Annotated in this window: 23 protein-coding genes; 10 read left to right on the top strand and 13 right to left on the bottom strand. The window is 36.5% G+C overall.

The features are described from left to right. Positions 1 to 99: 99 nt before the first annotated feature. Positions 100 to 1,497: a dipeptidase gene (locus KD050_RS13910; RefSeq protein WP_211892935.1), complete on the top strand. Its 1,398-nt coding sequence runs from the start codon at positions 100 to 102 to the stop codon at positions 1,495 to 1,497. 56 nt (positions 1,498 to 1,553) lie between these two features. Further along, positions 1,554 to 2,348 carry a hypothetical protein gene (locus tag KD050_RS13905; protein WP_211892934.1) on the top strand — a complete coding sequence of 265 codons (795 nt, stop codon included), beginning with the start codon at positions 1,554 to 1,556 and terminating at the stop codon, positions 2,346 to 2,348. A gap of 113 nt (positions 2,349 to 2,461) precedes the next feature. Here KD050_RS13905 and KD050_RS13900 read toward each other — a convergent pair whose 3' ends face one another. After that, positions 2,462 to 3,037: a nitroreductase family protein gene (locus tag KD050_RS13900; RefSeq protein ID WP_211892933.1), complete on the bottom strand. Its 576-nt coding sequence runs from the start codon at positions 3,035 to 3,037 to the stop codon at positions 2,462 to 2,464. A gap of 215 nt (positions 3,038 to 3,252) precedes the next feature. Between KD050_RS13900 and KD050_RS13895 the strand changes: the two genes are divergently transcribed. Together KD050_RS13895 and KD050_RS13890 are read left to right on the top strand one after the other, a co-directional pair. Then, the gene (locus KD050_RS13895; protein ID WP_211892932.1) at positions 3,253 to 3,825 is read left to right on the top strand and encodes a glycerol-3-phosphate acyltransferase; all 573 of its coding nucleotides are present in this window, start codon (positions 3,253 to 3,255) and stop codon (positions 3,823 to 3,825) included. A gap of 105 nt (positions 3,826 to 3,930) precedes the next feature. Beyond that, a complete protein-coding gene (locus KD050_RS13890; RefSeq protein WP_211892931.1) occupies positions 3,931 to 4,779 on the top strand; it encodes a DegV family protein in 849 nt (282 codons plus the stop codon). Between the two features lie 165 nt (positions 4,780 to 4,944). Here the strand turns inward: KD050_RS13890 and KD050_RS13885 are convergent, their stop codons facing one another. Then, entirely contained in the window at positions 4,945 to 5,124 is a 180-nt protein-coding gene (locus KD050_RS13885) for a hypothetical protein (RefSeq protein ID WP_211892930.1), read from the bottom strand. Positions 5,125 to 5,382: 258 nt separating this feature from the next. Further along, on the bottom strand, positions 5,383 to 5,871 hold the full coding sequence (locus KD050_RS13880; protein WP_211892929.1) for an amidase domain-containing protein: 489 nt from the start codon (positions 5,869 to 5,871) through the stop codon (positions 5,383 to 5,385). A gap of 114 nt (positions 5,872 to 5,985) precedes the next feature. On the opposite strand from KD050_RS13880, the gene KD050_RS13875 reads away from it, so the two are divergent. Then, positions 5,986 to 7,008: a DUF2804 domain-containing protein gene (locus KD050_RS13875; protein ID WP_211892928.1), complete on the top strand. Its 1,023-nt coding sequence runs from the start codon at positions 5,986 to 5,988 to the stop codon at positions 7,006 to 7,008. Between the two features lie 203 nt (positions 7,009 to 7,211). Here the strand turns inward: KD050_RS13875 and KD050_RS13870 are convergent, their stop codons facing one another. Then, positions 7,212 to 8,258 carry an NAD(P)/FAD-dependent oxidoreductase gene (locus KD050_RS13870; RefSeq protein ID WP_370627232.1) on the bottom strand — a complete coding sequence of 349 codons (1,047 nt, stop codon included), beginning with the start codon at positions 8,256 to 8,258 and terminating at the stop codon, positions 7,212 to 7,214. A gap of 118 nt (positions 8,259 to 8,376) precedes the next feature. On the opposite strand from KD050_RS13870, the gene KD050_RS13865 reads away from it, so the two are divergent. From KD050_RS13865 to KD050_RS13850, 4 genes are read left to right on the top strand one after another with little or no spacing between them, the layout of a single operon-like run. Continuing rightward, positions 8,377 to 9,168, top strand: coding sequence for an ABC transporter ATP-binding protein (locus KD050_RS13865; protein WP_211892926.1), 792 nt, complete (start codon positions 8,377 to 8,379; stop codon positions 9,166 to 9,168). A gap of 3 nt (positions 9,169 to 9,171) precedes the next feature. Continuing rightward, positions 9,172 to 10,092, top strand: coding sequence for an iron-hydroxamate ABC transporter substrate-binding protein (locus tag KD050_RS13860; protein WP_211892925.1), 921 nt, complete (start codon positions 9,172 to 9,174; stop codon positions 10,090 to 10,092). 58 nt (positions 10,093 to 10,150) lie between these two features. Next, positions 10,151 to 11,149 (top strand): FecCD family ABC transporter permease, encoded by a 999-nt coding sequence (locus tag KD050_RS13855; protein WP_235753817.1) that lies wholly within the window; start codon positions 10,151 to 10,153, stop codon positions 11,147 to 11,149. Then, on the top strand, positions 11,146 to 12,153 hold the full coding sequence (locus KD050_RS13850; protein WP_211892923.1) for a FecCD family ABC transporter permease: 1,008 nt from the start codon (positions 11,146 to 11,148) through the stop codon (positions 12,151 to 12,153). The genes KD050_RS13855 and KD050_RS13850 overlap by 4 nt, the downstream gene beginning before the upstream one ends. A 735-nt stretch (positions 12,154 to 12,888) precedes the next feature. Here KD050_RS13850 and KD050_RS13845 read toward each other — a convergent pair. The 4 genes from KD050_RS13845 to KD050_RS13830 all read right to left on the bottom strand — a co-directional run bounded on the left by KD050_RS13845 (position 12,889) and on the right by KD050_RS13830 (position 15,490). Further along, entirely contained in the window at positions 12,889 to 13,608 is a 720-nt protein-coding gene (locus tag KD050_RS13845; RefSeq protein ID WP_211892922.1) for a glycerophosphodiester phosphodiesterase, read from the bottom strand. A gap of 81 nt (positions 13,609 to 13,689) precedes the next feature. Beyond that, positions 13,690 to 14,403 (bottom strand): AAA family ATPase, encoded by a 714-nt coding sequence (locus KD050_RS13840; RefSeq protein WP_211892921.1) that lies wholly within the window; start codon positions 14,401 to 14,403, stop codon positions 13,690 to 13,692. A gap of 36 nt (positions 14,404 to 14,439) precedes the next feature. After that, positions 14,440 to 15,036: a histidine phosphatase family protein gene (locus tag KD050_RS13835; RefSeq protein WP_211892920.1), complete on the bottom strand. Its 597-nt coding sequence runs from the start codon at positions 15,034 to 15,036 to the stop codon at positions 14,440 to 14,442. A 28-nt stretch (positions 15,037 to 15,064) separates the two neighbouring features. Then, positions 15,065 to 15,490 (bottom strand): NUDIX hydrolase, encoded by a 426-nt coding sequence (locus KD050_RS13830; RefSeq protein ID WP_211892919.1) that lies wholly within the window; start codon positions 15,488 to 15,490, stop codon positions 15,065 to 15,067. Between the two features lie 579 nt (positions 15,491 to 16,069). Between KD050_RS13830 and KD050_RS13825 the strand changes: the two genes are divergently transcribed. After that, positions 16,070 to 17,065 carry a DUF2268 domain-containing putative Zn-dependent protease gene (locus KD050_RS13825; RefSeq protein WP_211892918.1) on the top strand — a complete coding sequence of 332 codons (996 nt, stop codon included), beginning with the start codon at positions 16,070 to 16,072 and terminating at the stop codon, positions 17,063 to 17,065. A gap of 566 nt (positions 17,066 to 17,631) precedes the next feature. Here KD050_RS13825 and KD050_RS13820 read toward each other — a convergent pair. From KD050_RS13820 to KD050_RS13805, 5 genes are all read right to left on the bottom strand, one after another. Then, positions 17,632 to 18,756 carry an S-layer homology domain-containing protein gene (locus KD050_RS13820; RefSeq protein ID WP_211892917.1) on the bottom strand — a complete coding sequence of 375 codons (1,125 nt, stop codon included), beginning with the start codon at positions 18,754 to 18,756 and terminating at the stop codon, positions 17,632 to 17,634. A gap of 327 nt (positions 18,757 to 19,083) precedes the next feature. Further along, the gene (locus KD050_RS21540) at positions 19,084 to 19,275 is read right to left on the bottom strand and encodes a hypothetical protein (RefSeq protein WP_370627084.1); all 192 of its coding nucleotides are present in this window, start codon (positions 19,273 to 19,275) and stop codon (positions 19,084 to 19,086) included. A 36-nt stretch (positions 19,276 to 19,311) separates the two neighbouring features. Continuing rightward, complete coding sequence (locus tag KD050_RS21535) at positions 19,312 to 19,464, bottom strand: hypothetical protein (RefSeq protein ID WP_370627083.1); 153 nt, start codon at positions 19,462 to 19,464, stop codon at positions 19,312 to 19,314. A 204-nt stretch (positions 19,465 to 19,668) separates the two neighbouring features. Continuing rightward, on the bottom strand, positions 19,669 to 20,163 hold the full coding sequence (locus KD050_RS13810; RefSeq protein ID WP_211892916.1) for a DinB family protein: 495 nt from the start codon (positions 20,161 to 20,163) through the stop codon (positions 19,669 to 19,671). A 289-nt stretch (positions 20,164 to 20,452) separates the two neighbouring features. Then, entirely contained in the window at positions 20,453 to 21,319 is an 867-nt protein-coding gene (locus tag KD050_RS13805; protein ID WP_211892915.1) for a GNAT family N-acetyltransferase, read from the bottom strand.

The following is a 21,319-nucleotide window of genomic DNA, read 5'->3' as shown; positions in this document are numbered from 1 at the left end:
CACAAAACTAATACCAACTACGACTAAATACACCTAGTACACACGAAACTTATGCTATAATATTTCTATTCACGAAATTTTTTGAAAAGAGGGATTGTAATGAGTCAATTAACTACATTAGACCATTATTTTACAGAAAAAAGAGAAGAACACTTAGAAGAATTAAAACAGTTTTTACGCATCCCAAGTATTTCTTCTTTATCTGAACATAAAGAGGATATGCAAAAGGGTGCCCAGTGGCTTGCTGATTCCTTAACAAAAGCAGGGTTGGACAATGTCGTAGTCGATAAAACTAACGGACATCCCGTTGTTTATGCAGATTGGTTACATGCAGAAGGTAAACCTACAATGCTTATATACGGACATTACGATGTTCAACCAGTAGATCCACTTAATCTATGGGATAGCGAACCATTTGAACCTCAAGTGAGAGACAATAAATTATACGCTCGTGGTTCAAGTGACGATAAAGGGCAAGTATTTATGCATGTAAAAGCTATTGAAGCACTTCTTCAAACAAATAAAACCTTACCGGTAAATGTGAAGTTTTTAATTGAGGGAGAAGAAGAAGTCGGTAGCCCTAACCTAGAAGTATATATTGAAAATAATAAAGCAAAACTTGCAGCAGACGTTATCGTGATTTCCGATACAGGCATGCAGGGTCCTGGACAGCCAGCGGTTTGCTATGGTTTGCGGGGACTATGCGGCGTTCAAATTGATGTAAAGGGTGCAAAAGGTGACCTTCACTCCGGTCTTTATGGTGGTGGAGTTCAAAACTCGATCCATGCATTAGTTTCCATATTAGAATCTTTCCGTGATGCAGAAGGAACAATTGAAGTAGAAGGTTTCTATGACAATGTCCGTCCTTTATCTGACGAAGAAAAAGAAGCTTATGCCTCCCTTGGCTTCGACGAAGATGAATTGAAGGCTGAAGTTGGTGTCGATGAATTATTCGGCGAAAAAGGCTACACACATTTAGAACGTGTCTGGGCACGCCCTACTTTAGAGATCAATGGCGTCTTCGGTGGTTTCTCTGGTGAAGGCATTAAAACAGTACTTCCAAGTGAAGCAGGTGCGAAAATCACTTGTCGATTAGTACCTGATCAAGATCCTGACGAAATTGTTACTAAACTAAGAGCGCATATTGAAAAACACAAGCCAGTTGGAGTTACTGTTACATTATCTGAATTCGATAAGGGTAAACCGTTCATTACTCCTTTTGACCATCCTGCTATTCAAGCAGCTGGTCGCAGTTATGAAAAAGTATATAACGTTCCTACAGCATATACTCGGGGCGGAGGTTCTATTCCAATTGTTGCTGCATTTGACGAAATTCTTGGACTTCCAGTCGTATTAATGGGCTTCGGGTTATCTACTGAGAATTTCCATGCACCAAACGAGCATTTCCATTTAGAAAACTTTGACCAAGGTCTTCGTGTAATTGGTGATTACTATTTCGAGCTTGCGGAGCTTTCAAAAGAAGACTTAAAAAAATAACTATTTGAAACACATGGGTTGTCTAATCCATGTGTTTTTTAACATAGGAGGATTGTATGGATACAACAGGAGTTAGTTTTATCTCCCGTAAGCTAATAGTGACCTTCGTTACAACAATTCTTGTCGCTATGGTTATGAGCCTTCTCAATGTTGATATGACTATTTATGGACAGGGTAATCATTTTGTAGGTTGGACTTTCTTATTCTTTCTGTACGCTGGAGCAGTAATCTTAGTATACGGAAATATTATTTCAATTGGGGTCGAATCATTACAAAGAAAATATTTTACTCGTCACAAATGGCTATATATAGTTATACTCGGTATTTTTGGAGCATTGTTCGGAATTTTTTTCGATGAACTGTCCTTATCTATTTTTAGTTTTTTTACAGCTATCTTCTTTGCTTCCTTAGATTTATGGTTAATGAAAAATAGTTATAAAACAAAGCAATTATTCTTCCTAATTCTCTCTCCCTTCCTAATTTTGTTTTGTCTTTGGTTGTTTTTGCAAATCGCATCACCTCCCGTCCCTCCCTTTACACAGGAGGACGCAGTTTCGTTTGCAACTTCAGGTGAAGGAACAATGATTAGCGAGTTTCCAAAGGAAATAGGAACATGGACCGGAACAATTGGGGACTATGAAGTGAAGAGGGAAACGAGCGTAATTTCCATTGATGACGAAGAATATGTAGTAACCTTTACAGAAGAATGGAGAAAAGGATACATTTCGGGTAGCTCCCTAACTTCTTACATCGTAGATCGAAATTCTATGACAATCAATGAATCAGAAGGTAATTCTCCTCCATACTATGACTCACAAAATAATTATTTAAAAAGCAGTGAGGAGAATTAGAGTTGGTCTGGTTGGAACTCAGGATCCGTTGGGAAACTCGTTGATCCTTGAGTGATTTTAAAAGCTCAAAAACTGGGTGAGAGACTAATGCCTCTCACCCAGTTTGCTTTTAGTTATTCATTTTTCTCAAATATAGTTACTAAGTCTTCTACACCTTTGCGATCTCTTGGTTTCGGCATTTCATCGAAGTATCCGACTTGGAGCATGCTTATAATACGTTCTCCAGGTTGAATTCCAAGCTCTTTGCGGAACAATGGGTTGTCTAAGTATCCTGGCGTTTTCCAGCAAGATCCAATACCACGATCCCATGCTAATAGTTGTATATTTTGTACAAGCATGCTTGCTGCAGCATAATCTTCTAAACGTTCCTTTTGACGAGTATCCTCAGGGACAACAACAAATACATATCCTCCAGGAGTCGTAAATTTCTTCATTTGTTTTTCTAAATCTTCTTCCGAAAGCTCTTTCCATTTTGGTAGTGCAAATTCCTTTAATACACTATATAAATCTTCTAATTCTTTTCCACATGCCACGATAAACCTCCATGGCTGTCTCAATTGATGGTTGGGTGCCCATACTGCGTCATCTAAAATAGACAACAACATTTCTCTTTCTACAGGCTGTCCATTAAATAATTTAATGGATCTTCTTTGAATTATCGCATCGCGTACCGTTAGTGATTGCACCATTTATTATTTCATTCTCCCTTTTACAATTAAGTTATTTTCTCCATCATACCAATTTAATCATTTATAAGAAAGTGACTTGATTTTTTTCATTTGCCTTGGATACATTAAGAGCGTAATACGATATTTATTTCCTTGTCTCTTGGTGTAAAATAATATTTAAGGTTCAAATAGTAGTCCTTCCTTTACTTTACATACATAAATATTGAGGTGACAGTATGCTCTTCTATTGGTTGTTTAGTTATATAATCGGTAACTTTCTTTCTGCTTGGTGGATTGGTAAATGGAAAAAAATTGATTTAAGAAAAGAACGAAGTGGTAATTTAGGTGCAAGAAATGCTGGTGCAGTTCTTGGGAAATCTGCATTTCTTCTCACATTTCTGGGTGACGCCCTAAAAGGTGTCGTTGTTATTTATATCGGCTTTTATTTTGAATATTCTTTGGAAATAATTGCTACTGGAGGATTGGCGGTAATTTTGGGACATCTTTTTCCATTTTGGTTAAAGGGTAAAGGCGGTAAAGGGATTGCCACGTTCATAGGTGTATCGCTAGTTATAGAACCAGCATTGTTTGGTATGTTGGTCATTTGTTTTATCGTTTTGATGGCCTTGCTTAGAAGCGCAACACTTAGCATGACCATATCATTTAGTGCATATGCTATTTTGTCTTGGATAATACCTGCATTTGTTTCCCTGTGGCCGCTTTCTATTGCTATTCTCATCATTCTAGTTCGTCACCGATTCGATATCGCGGAATCGTGGGAAAATAGATGGTGGAAAAAGATAATTTAATGTTATTACTTTTATAATATTTATCCAAAACAATGAACATACAATTAGACTTAGTATGATATAATTACTATCATTTAAATACTAAATTAGATAGGATGTTCGAAAATGACTTTGAAAAAAATTGCGTGGTTAGTCGATAGTAGTGCGTACATGAGTAATACATTAAAAGACCACCCAGATGTATACGTTCTCCCTCTTAATATTCATTTTGGTATAGAACAATTTGTAGATGGCATTGATCTAACACCCGACCAATTATACGATCGTATTCGTAATGGAACAGAATCAGCTAAAACTTCTCAACCTTCTGCGGGTGAATTTGCAGCGGTATATGAAAAGCTGAGTAAGGAATATGATTCAATTATAGCAATTCACGTTTCTAAAATTCTTAGTGGTACCCTTTCTTCGTCTATTAGTGGAGCTCAGATTGCACAAGTCCAAGTAGAGTTTATTGACTCCCTTTCATTATCAGCAGGTATTACAGGATTAGTCGAAAAAGGATTGCAATTACAAGAAAAGGGTCAATCATACAAGGAGATTGCAGTGGAGTTAAGGGAAATGACTTCGAAGTTTCGTAACTATATTTTAATAGGTAACTTAACTCAACTGTATAAAGGTGGAAGGTTGAGCAGTGCACAATTCTATTTAGGAAGTCTCCTCAAAATAAAACCAATTATTCAAATTACCCAACAAGGGGAGCTTAAGGAATTAGATAAAGTTCGATCTCATAAAAAGGCAATCCAGTATCTTATTAATAAGGCGGTTGAATCTGCAGACAAGGAAGGTCTAAAGCATGTGTATATAATGCATGCCAACGCAGAGCAACAGGCAAATGACTTAAAAGATGCCATTTTACAGCAAGCACCAAGTTTACAGTTTACAATCGGTGAAATAAGTACTTCCCTTGCAGTACATGCCGGAGAGGATACTGTTGCCTTACTTTGGTATTTGTAAAACGTACGAAATATATAGCTAAACTTTTTCAAGGCTAGTTAATGGAATAGCAGACATAAGAAAAACCGGGCAAAAGACGCCCGGTCCTTTAAGGTCAAAACCTGTTTCTACCGTTTTCAGTAGGCTTTGAACCAAATCGTTGCAGTAATATTTCACGACACTTTTTTATGGTATGTTCATCGTATTTACAGCTTGGTTTTTAGCTACATCTAACTTCACGCGGCCGTCGTTTTGATTAGCAGGACCTCTTTTTGTTTCAATGAAGCTTTTTCGAAAGAAATAATCATAAGCAACTCCGAATGCGATGAATAACGTTGAAATTCCTAAAAATATTAAAACGAGCAATATTCTCAACTCCTTTTAATTTATTCTTACTTTAATTGCATTTTCATTTGAGTGAATTTTCAAATAATTTTAATCATCTATCCTTTTTAAAAACTTATGTAGGACAATTGGTTCTCAACTGATAGCAACAATCTTTACGAAAATAGCTTAAGAAGACTCCCGAAGCTTTTCTTTCGAGAGTCTTTTTAAATTTTATTCTTCTCTGTGGTTGTTACCTCTGACAATTCTTATATTGAGTTAATTTGTCGTGATTAGACGTTAAAATTTATCTTTTACATGGAAAAATATATACTTCGTTCTTGGTGTATGTGCATAAGAATCTTCGTAACTCCAATAACGATTGCGGCTATTATTCGTATGTGCGTTAACATAAGGAACGCCATTCTGAACACTTGTTACAATGGTTGAGTGATCGAATCTACCATCGCCTTGAAAATCATAAAAAATAAGATCACCAGGGAATAACTGATCAGGTGAATTAACTTGTGTTGCCTGCAGACCCTTTGTCGAGCCTGCTAAGTACCAACGTAGTGAATGAGGAGTGCTCCAGCTCAAACTCCACGTTTCATTGCTCAACCACCACCCCCGTTCCCTATTTGGTTGCCCCCTCATAGGAGCACCCCCTGCAAACAAGCATTGTGAAATGTAATTTGTGCAGTCCACATCGAATATCGGAAACCTTGGGTTATAGCTATTCCACCACTTTTGCGCATAGGCTACTGCTGCTTCACGATTGTAAGTCGCCAATTTTCATCCTCCCTCTATTTTGTTTATATGATTAAACAGAAAATATATGCTAGTATGGAATTAACAAACTAGTTTATTTTTTTGACAAATTACTTTATGAAAGGAAGATGGCCAGTGAAACAGCATGCAGAAAAAGAAATTTCAGAGCCCACTTTACTTTGCGACAAAAAAGGTAATTTGAACCCAAAAGCAATTGGTTATGCAAAGAAGCCCCTGATTGAAAGCAATTTGAAAGGTCACTTTATGCGTAAAAAAAAGTGGAATTATTGGTGTGTTTTTGGGGACGATATTCTTTTTTCTGCAACGATCAGCCATCTTGATTACGCTGCGGTTTGCTTTGTCTATTTCCTTAATTATGAAACGCAACGATACGTTGAAAAGACAGTTACTATTCCCCTGGGAAATAAACTAAAAATGCCGACTAATATTTTGGAAAGTATTCAACTTCATTCCAAAGAGATGTCTATCCAATTACTTTATATACAAAACGAAACTCATATGACGGTAACAGTCCCAGACTTTGATGGTGATTTATTACATGCTGATTTACATATATCTCACCCAGTCGAGGATGAATCCTTGAATGTAGTAATTCCTTGGAATAGGACGCAATTTCAATTTACCGGGAAACACCATACATTACCAACATCTGGATTTGTGAAGATTGGTGATTCTCGCTTTAGCTTTCAGCAAGAGGACAATTTTGCAGTACTCGATTATGGTAGAGGAGTTTGGCCAAGAGAAGCTACATGGAACTGGGGATTTGCATCTCAACGAGTTGGTTTTAAAAGAATTGGATTGAATTTTGGGGGAAAATGGACAGATGGTACAGGTATGACCGAAAATGCTATTATCATTGATGGTAAAATGACCAAAATCCATGAAGACTTATTGTTTACATACGATACGAATGACTTTATGAAACCATGGAAAGTCAACACAAAGTTTTCCGATGATGTGAATATAACATTCACCCCCTTTTTCCATCGTATTGCTAAAACTGACGTGAAACTTATTTCTTCCGAGGTTCATCAGATGATGGGTTATTTTAACGGCAAAATCCAGCTAGAAAATGGACCTTCACTTGAGGTAAAACAATTACTTGGATGTATAGAAGAACACAAAGCTAGATGGTAATAACACGAATGGAGGATTGTGACTAGTGTCACGATTCTCTATTTTTTATGCACAGAGTATTTTCCATTTAATTGAAAAATAAGAGGATAGTATGAATAGTGAAATTTTTCCTGTTACATCTCTGCATTAAAAAAGTTGTCTCAAAGTACAACTTACTTAGAGACAACTTTTTATAGTGGGTGGGAAAACTTTATGCTTGCATTCTATACAAGTTGCTTTACTAAATTTTTGTTTCGTTCTTTAAATACTTCATTGTGTGAAGATACCATTGCAAATTTGTTAGCATCTGGTTGGATATATTGCTTAGCTTGATTGACCGCATTTGCAGCATCTTGAAAGGTGCCAGCTATTAAGTTTACTTTGCCTGGATATTGAATGATATCCCCTGCTGCATAAATTCCAGAAATGGATGATTCACATGAGCTAGTGCCTTTCACATAAAAATTATCTGCAATATCAATTGGCATTTCACTATTTTTTAGAAGCTCTGCATCCTGATCATAGCCATGGTTTATAATAACCTCATCGATTTCTATTTGTGTTGTCTCTCCTGTTTCATTGTCTAAGACAGCAACTCGTTCTATCATATCGTGGTCTTCATTAGCAATTAGCTTAGTAATCTTTGTATTGAAAAAGCAGGTTACGGAGCTCTCTAATAATTGAGTAACTTGTGCTTCATGACCATTTAACGAATCTTTACGATATGTTACGTACACTTTTTTGGCAATCGGCTCTAGTTCATTAGCCCAGTCAATTGCTGCATTACCTCCACCTGAGATAATGACTGTCTTACCTTTAAAGCGTTGAATTGATTTGACTGTGTAGTTTAAGTTGCTCACCTCGAATCGTTCGGCCCCTTCGATTTCTAGCTTGGTCGGCTTTAAAATCCCACTACCTACTGCAATGATAATAGTTTTCGAATAATGTTTAACGCCAGATGCAGCATGCAAAACAAAGATACCGTCTTCTCGACGAGTTATAGATTCTACTTTTTCATTCACTATAACTTCAGGGTCAAATGTAAGTCCTTGTTGAACTAATTGATCGATTAAACGCTCTCCGGAAATCGGAGTCTGACCACCTACGTCCCAAATCATTTTCTCAGGATACACATGTAGCTTTCCACCTAATTGAGGCTGAAATTCAATAATTTTCGTTTTCATTTCTCTTAAACCACTATAGAAAGCAGAATATAGACCAGCTGGACCTCCACCAATAATCGTCACATCAAATACATTATGCATTTTCAGTCTCCCACCCTAAAAAAAAATTTTGTTGACATCAGTTAAATTATTAAATATAGTTGCTAATATGATAATGATAATCGTTATCATTAAATTATGCAAGAATTAGTTTGGAGGTATTCAAATGGTTCGTTTATATACGGACGATTTATCCATTGGCTACGGTGAGCAACTCATCGTAAAGGATTTGTCAGTACAAATCCCAAATCAGAAAATCACTACAATAATAGGACCAAACGGCTGTGGGAAGTCCACTCTTCTCAAAGCGATTACACGAATCATTTCTCATCAATCTGGTGCAGTCGTATTAGATGGTAAAAACGTTGCGAAAGAAAACACTAAAATTCTCGCAAAAAAAATGGCCATTTTACCTCAAACGCCCGAGAGTGCAAGCGGTCTCACTGTAGGAGAATTGGTATCATATGGGCGCTTTCCTTACCAAACTGGTTTCGGAAGACTTTCTAAAAAGGATTACGAGGTAATAGATTGGGCACTTCAAGTTACTAACACTAGCACATTTAAGTATTTACCGGTCGATTCTCTTTCCGGTGGTCAACGTCAACGTGTATGGATAGCAATGGCCCTTGCACAAGAAACAGAGATTATATTTCTTGATGAACCTACCACTTATTTAGATATGGCACATCAATTAGAAGTTCTTGAGCTTCTGCAGCGTCTAAACCAGCAAGAGAAACGAACTATTGTAATGGTTTTACATGATTTGAACCAGGCAGCACGTTTTGCAGACTATATCGTAGCCTTAAAAGACGGGCAAATTGTGAAAGCTGGTCCTTGTGAAGAAGTAATCACGAAAGAAGTTTTACGCGGTGTATTTAATATAGATGCTGAAATTGGAATAGATCCACGAACAAGCAAACCAATGTGTATCACATACGATTTACTAAAAGGAGAATAACAGATGAAAAAGCTAATATTGTCGATTTCAATCTTATTAGTACTTATCCTAGGTGCTTGCAACAGTGAGGCTACGGATACAAAAGAAAGTGAAACGAAAGATGAACCTACTACCATTACATATCAATCCGAAGAAGGAGCAGTAGAAGTACCAGCAGATCCAAAACGAGTTGTCGTTCTTTCTACTTATGCAGGAAACGTAGCTTCACTAGACGTAAATTTAGTTGGAGTAGATTCGTGGTCAAAATCTAACCCAGGATACGATTCTTACCTAGCAGATGTGGAGGAAGTATCGGAAGAAAACTTAGAAAAAATTATTGAATTAGACCCAGACTTAATCATTGGTGCTTCTACCACTCAAAACTTGGAAAAAATAAAAGAAATAGCTCCAACTGTAACATTCACTTATGGAAAAGTAGATTATTTGACACAGCATTTAGAGATAGGAAAACTACTGAATAAAGAAAAAGAAGCGCAAGCATGGATTGATGATTTCAAAGAACGTTCATCAGTAGCTGGAGAAGAAATTAAAGCAGTAATTGGTGAGGATGCAACTGTTTCAGTTATTGAAAACTTCGACAAACAATTATATGTGTTCGGAGATAACTGGGGTCGAGGTACAGAAGTTATCTACCAAGCAATGGGGCTAAACATGCCTGAAAAAGTAAAAGAAATGGCTTTAGACGCTGGTTATTATGCTTTATCTTTAGAGGTTCTTCCTGAATATGCAGGAGACTACATGATCTTTAGTAAAGTAGCAGATCAAGATAACTCATTCCAAGAAACGGATGTATATAAAAATATCCCCGCTGTTCAAAACGGCAAACTATTTGAAGCAAATGCAGAGGAATTTTACTTTAATGATCCTATTTCGTTAGATTACCAATTGGAGTTCTTTAAAGAAAGCTTCTTAAACAGCAAGTAATAATAGTGGAGGAATTCTAACGGGATTCCTCCACTATTATTGTAGAAAGGATAAGATGATGAAAACCTCTATTCATTTTAGTTTAAAGTTTGTTATTGGGCTTATTTTGTTGGTAGCAATGTTCTCTGTTTCAATGGTTTATGGTGCTGCTTCGACATCCTTACAAGATGTATGGCAAGCATTATTTACTCATGTAAAAAGCGATTCTATCAATATTTTACGAGAGCTTCGACTTCCTAGAGAAGTCGCTGCTATATTGGTTGGTGCTGCCTTAGCTGTATCTGGTGCGATTATGCAAGGTGTAACCCGTAATCCCCTCGCCGACCCGGGATTATTAGGATTGACTTCGGGGGCAAACGCAGCCCTTGCAATCAGCCTTGCGCTAATTCCTGGTATAAATTACTTCGGTATTACAATTGCATGCTTTATCGGTGCTGCAATTGGTGCAGTAATGGTATTCGGCATTGGAGCAGTGAAAAAAGGTGGCTTTTCTCCACTACGAATAGTTCTTGCAGGTGCAGCTGTCTCCGCCTTTTTGTATGCGGTTGCCGACGGTGTTGGAATCTATTTTAAAATTTCCAAAGATGTGTCTATGTGGACAGCTGGTGGATTAATAGGAACCTCCTGGAGTCAGCTCCAGATGATTACTCCTTTTATCGCAATTGGAATCGTTGTTGCTCTTTTACTAGCTAGACAGTTAACTATTTTAAGTTTGAACGAAGAAGTAGCAGTCGGGCTTGGACAAAAAACAACCCAAACCAAAACGATTTTATTTATAGTCGTTATATTACTTGCCGGCGCCTCAGTCGCACTTGTAGGAAATATGGCATTTGTCGGTTTGATGGTCCCTCATATTGTTCGAGCAATAGTTGGAACAGATTACAGACTGATAATTCCTATGTCGGTTATAGCAGGGGCTACCCTTATGCTACTTGCTGATACAATTGGAAGAACTATTAATATTCCATATGAGACACCAGTTGCTGCAATTATAGCTATTATGGGATTACCTTTCTTTTTAGTGATCGTTCGTAAAGGAGGGCGCGTATTTCAATGATTCATCGTCAGCAAGTTAAAAAACAACATATACTTTTTATAGTTTTACTATCATTGATTATTATTACTGCTTTTATTAGTGCAGGAATTGGATATTCCACCTTATCCTTTAATCGGCTTTTACCAACTTTTTTAGGGCAAGGAACATTTAAAGAGGAATTTGTTTTGTTCTCTGTTCGTTTACCAAGAATTATCATTACTATTCTTGCTGGAATGGCACTAGCCCTTTCTGGGGCTATTTTGCAAAGTATTACACGTAATGATTTAGCAGACCCTGGTATTATTGGTATTAACTCTGGAGCTGGAGTGGCGGTTTCAATCTTCTTCTTATTTATACCGATTCAACCTGGTTCTTTTGTATACTTACTACCACTAGTGGCATTTGTTGGCGCTTTGATTACTGCATTTTTTATCTATATACTATCGTACAATCGAGGAACTGGGTTGCAGCCGGTTCGATTAATATTAGTTGGTGTTGGGTTCTCTATGGCTCTTTCAGGCTTGATGATTGTCTTTATCTCATCTGCTGATCGTCAAAAGGTAGATTTCATCGCGAATTGGATGGCGGGGAACATTTGGGGTGCGGATTGGCCTTTTATCTTGGCTCTTTTACCTTGGTTAATTGTCCTTATCCCTTTTACGTTATATAAGGCAAATAAGTTAAATCTACTCAATTTAAATGAACCCGTAGCGATTGGTGTAGGAGTTGCAATTGAGAAAGAGCGAATTATTCTTTTATTAGCCGCTGTTGCTCTTGCAGCCTCTGCGGTATCAGTGACTGGAGGAATTGCTTTTATAGGCTTGATGGCCCCTCATATCGCTAAATCATTGGTTGGACCTCGTCATCAATTATTCATACCTATTTCCATCCTAATAGGTGGTTGGCTATTACTTTTCGCCGATACAATCGGTCGAAACGTTATCGAACCAAATGGGATTCCGGCAGGAGTTGTAGTTGCTCTAATTGGTGCACCTTACTTTATGTACTTATTGATGAAGAAATAGCATATAAGAAAAACCGGGCAAAAACCGCCAGATCCTTTAAGGTCAAAACCTGTATCTATCGTTTCCGAAGTGCTTTGGACTGACTTGTTGCTATATTATTATTACCATGTGAATTTTTAGGGATGTTGGTTGAGACGGACGTCACAGCCAGCATCCCTTTCCTTCGGTAATCTTATGGCGTTTGTCTGTCCGTCGTCCTTCAAAAATTTGCGGAAACAGGTTAGCGTATTTTTGGGTAACTAGAGAAAAGATACTTTTCTATACCTAGAATAAGCGCCAGAAGATACAATTTCTGGCACTCTACCTATTCTTTATTGAGTAAACACTTACTATTTCTCGGTATTTCCACTGATAAAAGAAAATCTACGTTCTTCAGCTATCCCTGGATAATAGCATTTCTAATCCAAAGCTATTACAAATAATTTTATAACTCTCTAAAATTTGACCACTCTAGTCATCTAAGCGAAAAGCATGCTAAATCTTATAGTGGAGTACTACACACTATATTGATTGTAGTGGAAGGTGGCGACTCCGGCGGGAACAGCACGAGCTGAAAGCCCCGCAGGAACACAGTGACGTGGAGATTGAAGCCGTGCCCGCGGAACGCGTCCACCTATAACCGAAATCACAGGATTATTCACTCTTTAAAGTCTCAAAAACCCAGTGTTCACGGGACATTATTATATACTTTCTTAATCTACAAAAAAGGACTACGACTTTTTCGTAGTCCCTTGCTTATGATTGAAGGTATTTCCACATTTTCTCTGGGTAATCCGTGAAAATAGCATCTACTCCAACTTCTTTCAACAAATCTGCATACTTTTCTTCATTGACAGTAAAAACACGAACTTTTTTACCACTTGCAATCGCCTCCGCACCCATTTGCCTTAGGACTGCCGGGAAAAATGCATGCAGTGCATCTGCTCCTACTTTTTCTGCATACTTGTGCGGCTCTATCATAACTTCCATAAAGAGGACGGCCGTTTCTATATAAGGGGCCAATTGTTTAAAGTTTCTTATCATCTCATGATTAAACGAAGAGACGACAACACGTGCTTCTAATCGATAATCTTTTAACATTTGCACTACGGTCTGCTCCATACCTTCATATGGAAATATGTCGGATTTCAACTCTATATTTAGGTGGTGATCTGTATCTTTAAATACATATAGCACTTCTCTCAGAGTTGGGATTGTTTCCTGTTTGAATTTGGGAGAGAACCAAGAACCAAAGTCAAATTCCTTCAATTCAGCTAATGTCAAATCTTTAATGAAGCCTGTTCCATTAGATGTGCGATTTATCGTCTCATCATGAATAACAACCAGCTCATGATCTTTCGTCATATGAACATCAAATTCCACGCCATGAACAGGTAATTTTGCAGTTGCTCGAAAAGCTGCGATTGTATTTTCTGGATGCGTACCTGAAGAACCTCTATGGGCATAAATTTTCATAAAGCCTACCTCCTTGCACCATTATTAAATCTATTATACCTCTTTATTTCTTGCATAAGAAAGCAAAGTTTTGCAACTTTTTTAATCTTCCGCTAATATATCTAGTAAAAATTTTTCTCTATTTTGTAAAAAGTATTTCGTTATTTGATAATGGTCAGTCTCCTCATAATCTATCTCTTGAATTTCACCTTTGTCAAAACTAAGAATGGCAGCATCTGGGTAGCCTAATAGAATTGGTGAGTGCGTGGCGATTATAAATTGGCTAACATCTTCTTGTACTAAATCATGTAGAATTCTTAGAAACGCTAGCTGACGCGCTGGTGATAAAGCTGCCTCTGGTTCATCCAATAAATAAATCCCTCTCCCTCTGAATCGGTTAGAAAAAAGGGAGAAAAATGCCTCTCCATGAGATTGGTGATGCAAGGACTTTCCACCATATGGACCTGTCCCTAATGTGTCAATATGAGAGGCAAAATTGTAAAAGGATTCAGCACGAAGAAAGAAACCATTTGTTATTTTGGGAAGCCATGACAGTCTAATATAATCTCCAAGTGCTGATTCCGATGCGTTTAAGTCATAATAGTTATTCTTTCCCCCTCCTGCTGTATTAAATTCACATTTATCCGCAATGGCTTCTAACAGAGTAGATTTTCCTGAACCATTTTCTCCAACGAAAAAAGTAACTTTGTTGTGTAATTCCAGTTGATGTAGGTTTGTAATAGAAGGAATGGAGAATGGATACTGATTATATGACGGAATAATATCCCGCTGAAGTTCAATTCTTTTTAAGAACATGATCTCACCTACGATTATATTTTTATTTGGACTCTATTATACGTTACTAAAAGTATTATCTAAATGCTTCGTACAGTTATAGAGAGAACAGTTCCAAATACCCTGTTTAATAGTTAGAATAGTTAACGATGTATTATCTAATTGTGTTTTTTGGAACTGCTCCGGTAGCAACCTTTGTAGAGTAAGCCCTATTAATGCCCCATGACTCACTACCAATACTCGTTTGTCACTATATGTAATAGCTAATTCTGTTAGAAATTCATACCCTCTATTAGATACATCTCCGAACTTTTCCATTCCAAGGTCTAATTTCCACCAGTTACTCCCCCACCTTTTTAACCTTTCCTCTTCCGTTGTACCTTCAATTTCTCCGCAGTTTATTTCTCGTATTCTTTTATCATATATATTGATAGGTAGGTTTAGTTTAGCGGCGATTATTTGTCCTGTTTCTTTGGCACGTGATAAGTCACTTGTCACAATAACATCCCATTCTCCTTCTAATACAAGCCTGTTTGCCAAAGCAATCGCCTGCAGTTTTCCGAGATTATTTAAAGGAATATCTGATATACCTTGTGATTTCCCAAGTTCATTCCAATCCGTAATTCCATGCCTTACAAGTCCTATAGTAGTCAAAATATTTATCCCCTCTTGTTAAATGAAATCAGTTTCCATGTAGGATTTTATCAGCCAACTTAATGTTTTCCTTTAGATAAACTGGTAGATCTGCGACATCTAATATTTCCTGTGTCGACATCCAAAAAATATCACTTACTTCATCCAGGCATTTAGCATAGGGCTCTCCAGATTGATGCTCGCAAAGAAAAACAATGTCTATTACAGTTAAACCTGTATCTGTTTCAAATAAAGAACTATTAACATACTTAAGATTTGAAACCTCTATGCCTACCTCTTCTGTAATTTCTCTTTTTAGAGTTTCTTCTAATATATTTGATGTTATCCCATCTATTTCTACCTTACCTCCAACAAGGGATAGCAATCCCGCTGCGTGATCTTCTTTTTCACTCCTTCTTACTAACAGCCATTTTTCATTTTTGTAAATTGCTCCTTCAACATTAACTATAAACATGTACTTCCCTCCTTGTTTTTATATTCTATATTGTAAAAGTCTTATCCTTTATTTGGCACTCTTATCTTGGGTGAAAGGAACCGTTCAAAAAAGATGTACAGTCCTTTAAGTTCAAAACCTGTTTCTAGCGTTTTCAGTAGGCTTTAGACTGACTTGTTGCTATATTATTACCGATTGATTTTTAGAGGGGCTGGTCGTGACATAGTCACGACCAGCCCCTCTTTTCTTAGTAATATTATGACGTTTGTCTGTCCGTCTCCCTCCTACAACTGTTGAAATTAGTACTGACACCTTCTTGTTCTTCTTTCATTAAACTGCACGAAAGTTTTTAGAAGAAAAAATGCTGTATTCCTTCTTGAAGTAAAGCACCCGTTAGTTTAAGTACATTATTTCACAAAGATTTTATTTATAATTGGAAAGGTAGTCTCCGAATCTTCCCTCCAACTATTCCAAGCACTTATTATCTTAAAAGTATGTTTTGTTTTATGTTATTAAAATTAAAATTAATAGTTTAAATTAATGAAACTTTTAGACAAAATGGAATGTATAGGAAATAGATTGAAAAGGGAGATGAAGTTTATGAATATCACAAATAAAGTTTTTATTTCATTTTGTATGCTTCTATTAATTTTTATTTTATCAGCCTGTAAGCAAACTGAACAATCTCAGGAGAATATTAATACGGAAAATGAACAAAAAAATATATCTTATTCTTTTAAAAACCCCAATACAGAGCAAGAATTTAATATAATTCATGCTTACATGCTATATGAGAACTATTTTGAAACTGTAAAGGATAATCCAGATGAATCACCCCATAAATTGTATCAACAAGAAATTATAGAACCTATATATGATGCATGTTTTAAAGATACGGAATATTTAGAAATTAATTCGTTTGAATGGACACCGGAAGAAAGTGATTATGATAGTATCAAGAATCAAGTTGAATCCATAGATAAAGATCATATAAATAAGTTATTCGAGGAATCCCTTGTTAAATCCTCCGACATACTTTCATCCGATAAAAAAACAAATGTATGTGTGTTTCCTAAAAATGAAAGATTTCCATCTGACATGTTGACAGCCGGGTCAGGGAAAATTTTAGTCTTTTTCAATGATTTCGATAACTATTATAGTTTGAGTGAGCTTGATAATAATCATAAATCAGGTATTTCTCATGAATATCATCATAGCGTTTGGATCGAAAAACATTATACAGAAGATTATTATCCAACACTATTAGATTATTTAATAATGGAGGGCCAAGCCGTGATGTTTGAAACCTCAGTGTATCCCGATTCAAATAGTACTGCTTATGTGATCGACGAAAACTTTAACAAAGAATATTGGAGCAGGATTGAACCAAATCTTGAGGGTTCTGTTACTGATCAGATTTATGAAATACTGATAGGTGGGACTAATGGTTTTCCCAATTATTATGGCTATAGTGAAGGCTACAAGATGATTAGATCTTACTTAAACTTGCATCCCGATATGACAGTAGAAGAATGGACTTCCAAAAGTCCGAAAGAAATATTTGAAGAAGGGAATTACATGGCTAACTACGAGTAGATTTCTTTATCAATGGTCTACAAAACTTTATGTGTCCTTTTCTACATGTTAGAAAAGGATTTTTTGTTTATATTCCTAATACTCTTCTTTCACTTAAACCGCTACGATAGATTAAGTGTAACATTTCACAATGGATCGCCAAAATCTGCTTGTTGTTTTGGACGTAAAAATAGATCGAAATGATGGTCATGTTTAACTAAAGAACCCGTTACATTAATAACGTTTCACTTGCTTTTTGTGAACAATCCTTCTAAGGTTCCCAAGGATGTACTAAATACTGAAACTTTTCTTCTAATACGGCAGGGCATTTTTAGCAATTTCTTCGACTTCTTGTACACTTTCAACCTCATAATTACCAAAACCCAGTATGATCCATAAACAGTCCCACAGACACCAATCTATCCTTTAAGGAACCGACTAAATAATGGCGATATGGCACTAAATTATATTCCCAATGAGGTTTTCCATTTAACCTTGCCTCTCCTCTTGAATAGATTTACATTCGTTTTTATATCTATAAAAAAGATTCCCTCCTCTTTAAATTAGAGTCGGGAATCTTTTTTAGGTTAATTACCAGCCATAGCTGCAGTTAGCGTATTGTCATAGTCCTCATCATCATAGACAATGTTATAAATTTTCCAAGTTCCGCCTTCTGTTTTCTTTAAATATGCAGTTCCTGATAAATCCAGTGTCATTTCAAACTTCATGTCCATGTCTGGTTCTTTCACGGAAACATGAACCTTTAGATTGTCTATTTTAACTTCTGCAAAATGCTTATTTAAGGAAACAATTTTGCTTGAATGCTCACCCACTTGTTCCATCGTAGTGGAACCAAATGAATATTCAGGGTCATCTAGTAGACTCTGGCTATTAAGTGAATAAGCTAGATAATAACCCATTGTTGTTTCGCGATAAAGAGCTTCCAATGCTTCAAGATTTTGTTGTTCAGAGTATAGGGACAACTCTTCTGTGACGTTACGATTTACAGTTTGAATCACTGAAAGTTCGTCTTCGGCTGTTCCAGATTCTAGATGTAATGCGCGGTCAATCATCAATACGGCATGGGAACGTTTAGCAAAATTATTCGGTTTGAAGTTGTCTCCATAACCATTTACGATTCCGACACCTGCTGTTTTCACAACGGCTTCATAAGCGTAGCTATTTTGAGTTACATCTTTGAAAGTCTTTCCTGTTGTTGAAAAATCCACCGTCTCATTAAATGCCCGATAAATCATAGCAGCCATTTGAGCACGTGAAATCTTATCATTTGGCTTAAAGGTCCCATCTTCTTTTCCAGTAATAATCCCTCTGCTACTAGCAATTTGGACATAATTATAATACCAAGCTGAAGAATTTACATCAGAGAACGTTTTTTTGATCTCGCCACTTGTTAAATTCATAGCATTAACCATAATTTTTGTGAATTGTGCACGGGTAATATTATTTTCTGGTTTTAAAAGAATGGATGTATATTCATATTCTTCTCCATCTTCTTCATAAACCTCAGTTTCTTCATATCCATCTATGATATCTGCATACAAGAAACGTTCTAATTGTTCGTATGCCCCATGCCCGTAATCTACATCATCCATGTAATATTGATCAATTGTTTTTTCTGCTGCAAAAGTAGGTGTTATAGAAAAAAGACCAAAAGTAATAAGTAAAACTAATAAAATACGAACTGTCTTCAATGGTTTGACCTCTCTCCTTATAAATATCTAATACATGAATATATTACTTAATGTAAACTTAAAAGCATATAAGAATAATATGGAAATAATAATATTAGCTAATTCCTAGTTGCAAATTGGACATATTTGTATTGTATTAGATTAGTGATTTTTCAAGCACACTTTAATACATCTACTACTCTGATTCCAGTTTGGATGCCGGATACACCCTAATAGACATAACACCCGTTTATGAAATTAGTTAACTCCATTACTCAATACGAAAAAACTGTCCTGTAAAGGCAGCCGATTGTTCAACTAAAGCACCCGTTAGTTGAATAAGGATGTTTATTCATCACTCATTTTAAAAAAACCCTCTGGATACAAATGGTCCTCTTCAACATCAACATCTGGGTACTTAGTAAAAGCTGACTCAAACTCACCGTTATAGATAAGGTAGTCAATGACTTCATAAAGTCTTTCTCTACTTACAATATCTATAAGAACCATATCGCTTGACCATAAATATGCACCGCTCATACATTCGCCTGTCTTCGCATTTTTCTCTCTCAATGTCTATATGTTTTTGTAGGTGAAAAAACTCGCAATCCATTTAGAACGGTCAGAGAAAGTTACGATGACATCAAGGTTATCATCTTCAACATTCCATTCACCTTCAGCCCATTCTTCAGCTTCAATCCATATATGTCTATTGTTTACTTTTTTCAATGGAGAACACCACCTTAAATCAGATATATTATAGCTTTTTTCTCTAGTGCTTATTGAGCTAATCTGCTGTGTTAGTTTCAGAGTAACATTTCACAATGAATCGCCGAAATCTGATGTTTTGGCCCTAAAAATAGACCATCGAAATGATAGTTATGCTTAGCTAAAGCACACCTTTAGTTCAAGATGGCCTAATGGAACTTTTATTTATTCATCTTCTCCAACATTTATTTTCCAGCTATTTTGCAACTTTCGGATATAAATGATCTGACCAATGTGATATGCGTTATGAGTTGACACATTTCCGAGAACTTCCCACCATTTCACATGTCCAGAAAAACCATTAACTTCACTCTCAACTTTTTCTTCAGATAATAACTCTTGCCAAAGTAAAAGCACCTCTAATAGTTGTTTTTTTAAGTCAGCAAATGAATGATTTTCAGGAATAATAAAGCTGTTATTATTATTTCCTATGGAAGGCACAGCATCAACGTGAGATTTTTGGTACCTTGTTTGCCATGTTTGATTCCAATATAGTAGATGCTGCACAATTTCAGCAATGCTATTACTTTCCTCGTTTGGCTTCCAAAATGCTTGCTCCTCAGACAATCTTTTTATTGAATCTGAAAATGGTAGGTACCAACTAGGGTCATTCGCATTTGCCAACAACTGATCAGATAAAATATCTTTTGCATGAACCATGACCAACACTCCTCATAAAAATATACTTTTTCTCTAAACAATGTCATCTTATTTATATTCTACCTAGTATATTGATTCTCCTGTTCTTATTGAAATAATCTGCTGCGTTAATTTAAGTAAAATAAAATTTTTGAAATTTTCTTTTATTTCACGTAAATATCCAGCGATAATATTATTTAGGGAATTCCATATTCGTTAAGCATTAATCAACCTTTTCCATTAACAGAGACAAAAAAACAGCGAACAAATCAACACATAATTTGTTCGCTGCTATCATTAAATTTCCAGGTTAAGCTTTTTTATAAAAATGGGTGTTACTCACTGTAGTAAATCCTGCTTTCTCATAAATGGAAAGCGCCTGATCATTGTCTGTTTCTACATCCAAATAAACGGATGCTTTCCCCATTCGATTCGCTTCGTTTTTACTCCAGTTCAATAAGTATGTTGCCACACCTCTACCACGTGCATTTTCATGAACAGCAAGCCCTGTCACCCATAGCTTTTCGCCGTCATCAACTAATGTAACCGTTCCTACTAATTCATCTCGTAGTTTGGCAATCATCATTAGGCGACCTGGCGTTTGTGTATTAAACGCGATTAACTCTTTAGCTTCTTCTTCCGTGTCACCAAATGCGCTTACTAATACTTCGATGATTTCTGACTCTTCGTCGGTATACCGATAAACTTCCACTTCACTATCTAATTCCACTTTTTCCGCATCAGCTAACATCGTTCTCTCCGAAAAATCTAAAGCATAACCAAATTTGTGAAGAAACTGCTGACCTGCTTCAGAGCCTTCTGGCATTAAGGCGATATCCGCAGCCGCCCCTCTTACTTCTAAATTTCTACCTAATTCTATTACTAGTCGTTCACCTATCCCTAATCTTCGAACACTAGGTAGCACAACACTACTCCACTCAAAATCCAGTGTCGCAATTCGATCAATGGAGGTTAACACGCCGACTAAGCGGTCGCTATCGTCATCATAGGCTATTACGCAAAAACCTTTTGTATAAAAATCGGATAGCTCTTCTACGCTAAGTAGTGAAGTATAATCCACTTTATCAACTGTTCTTGCTTCAGCTATCAATTGATTTACTTCCTCTATCGTCTCCTGGTCTAACGGAAGGGACACTGTCATTACTGATATATTCAT

Origin of the sequence: Psychrobacillus sp. INOP01 (assembly GCF_018140925.1) — a bacterium.
In the GTDB taxonomy this organism is placed as follows: Bacteria; Bacillota; Bacilli; order Bacillales_A; family Planococcaceae; genus Psychrobacillus.
Note: the sequence above shows the minus strand (reverse complement) of the source record. Positions and strands in the feature narration are given on the sequence as shown.

What these genes read in the sequence shown, in the direction of transcription:
- KD050_RS13910 (WP_211892935.1), top strand. Translation starts at nt 100, where the DNA reads ATGAGTCAATTAACTACATTAGACCATTATTTTACAGAAAAAAGAGAA.
- KD050_RS13905 (WP_211892934.1), top strand. Translation starts at nt 1,554, where the DNA reads ATGGATACAACAGGAGTTAGTTTTATCTCCCGTAAGCTAATAGTGACC.
- KD050_RS13900 (WP_211892933.1), bottom strand. Translation starts at nt 3,037, where the DNA reads ATGGTGCAATCACTAACGGTACGCGATGCGATAATTCAAAGAAGATCC.
- KD050_RS13895 (WP_211892932.1), top strand. Translation starts at nt 3,253, where the DNA reads ATGCTCTTCTATTGGTTGTTTAGTTATATAATCGGTAACTTTCTTTCT.
- KD050_RS13890 (WP_211892931.1), top strand. Translation starts at nt 3,931, where the DNA reads ATGACTTTGAAAAAAATTGCGTGGTTAGTCGATAGTAGTGCGTACATG.
- KD050_RS13865 (WP_211892926.1), top strand. Translation starts at nt 8,377, where the DNA reads ATGGTTCGTTTATATACGGACGATTTATCCATTGGCTACGGTGAGCAA.
- KD050_RS13860 (WP_211892925.1), top strand. Translation starts at nt 9,172, where the DNA reads ATGAAAAAGCTAATATTGTCGATTTCAATCTTATTAGTACTTATCCTA.
- KD050_RS13855 (WP_235753817.1), top strand. Translation starts at nt 10,151, where the DNA reads ATGAAAACCTCTATTCATTTTAGTTTAAAGTTTGTTATTGGGCTTATT.
- KD050_RS13850 (WP_211892923.1), top strand. Translation starts at nt 11,146, where the DNA reads ATGATTCATCGTCAGCAAGTTAAAAAACAACATATACTTTTTATAGTT.
- KD050_RS13845 (WP_211892922.1), bottom strand. Translation starts at nt 13,608, where the DNA reads ATGAAAATTTATGCCCATAGAGGTTCTTCAGGTACGCATCCAGAAAAT.
- KD050_RS13840 (WP_211892921.1), bottom strand. Translation starts at nt 14,403, where the DNA reads ATGTTCTTAAAAAGAATTGAACTTCAGCGGGATATTATTCCGTCATAT.
- KD050_RS13830 (WP_211892919.1), bottom strand. Translation starts at nt 15,490, where the DNA reads ATGTTTATAGTTAATGTTGAAGGAGCAATTTACAAAAATGAAAAATGG.
- KD050_RS13825 (WP_211892918.1), top strand. Translation starts at nt 16,070, where the DNA reads ATGAATATCACAAATAAAGTTTTTATTTCATTTTGTATGCTTCTATTA.
- KD050_RS21540 (WP_370627084.1), bottom strand. Translation starts at nt 19,275, where the DNA reads ATGAGCGGTGCATATTTATGGTCAAGCGATATGGTTCTTATAGATATT.
- KD050_RS13810 (WP_211892916.1), bottom strand. Translation starts at nt 20,163, where the DNA reads ATGGTTCATGCAAAAGATATTTTATCTGATCAGTTGTTGGCAAATGCG.
- KD050_RS13805 (WP_211892915.1), bottom strand. Translation starts at nt 21,319, where the DNA reads ATGAATATATCAGTAATGACAGTGTCCCTTCCGTTAGACCAGGAGACG.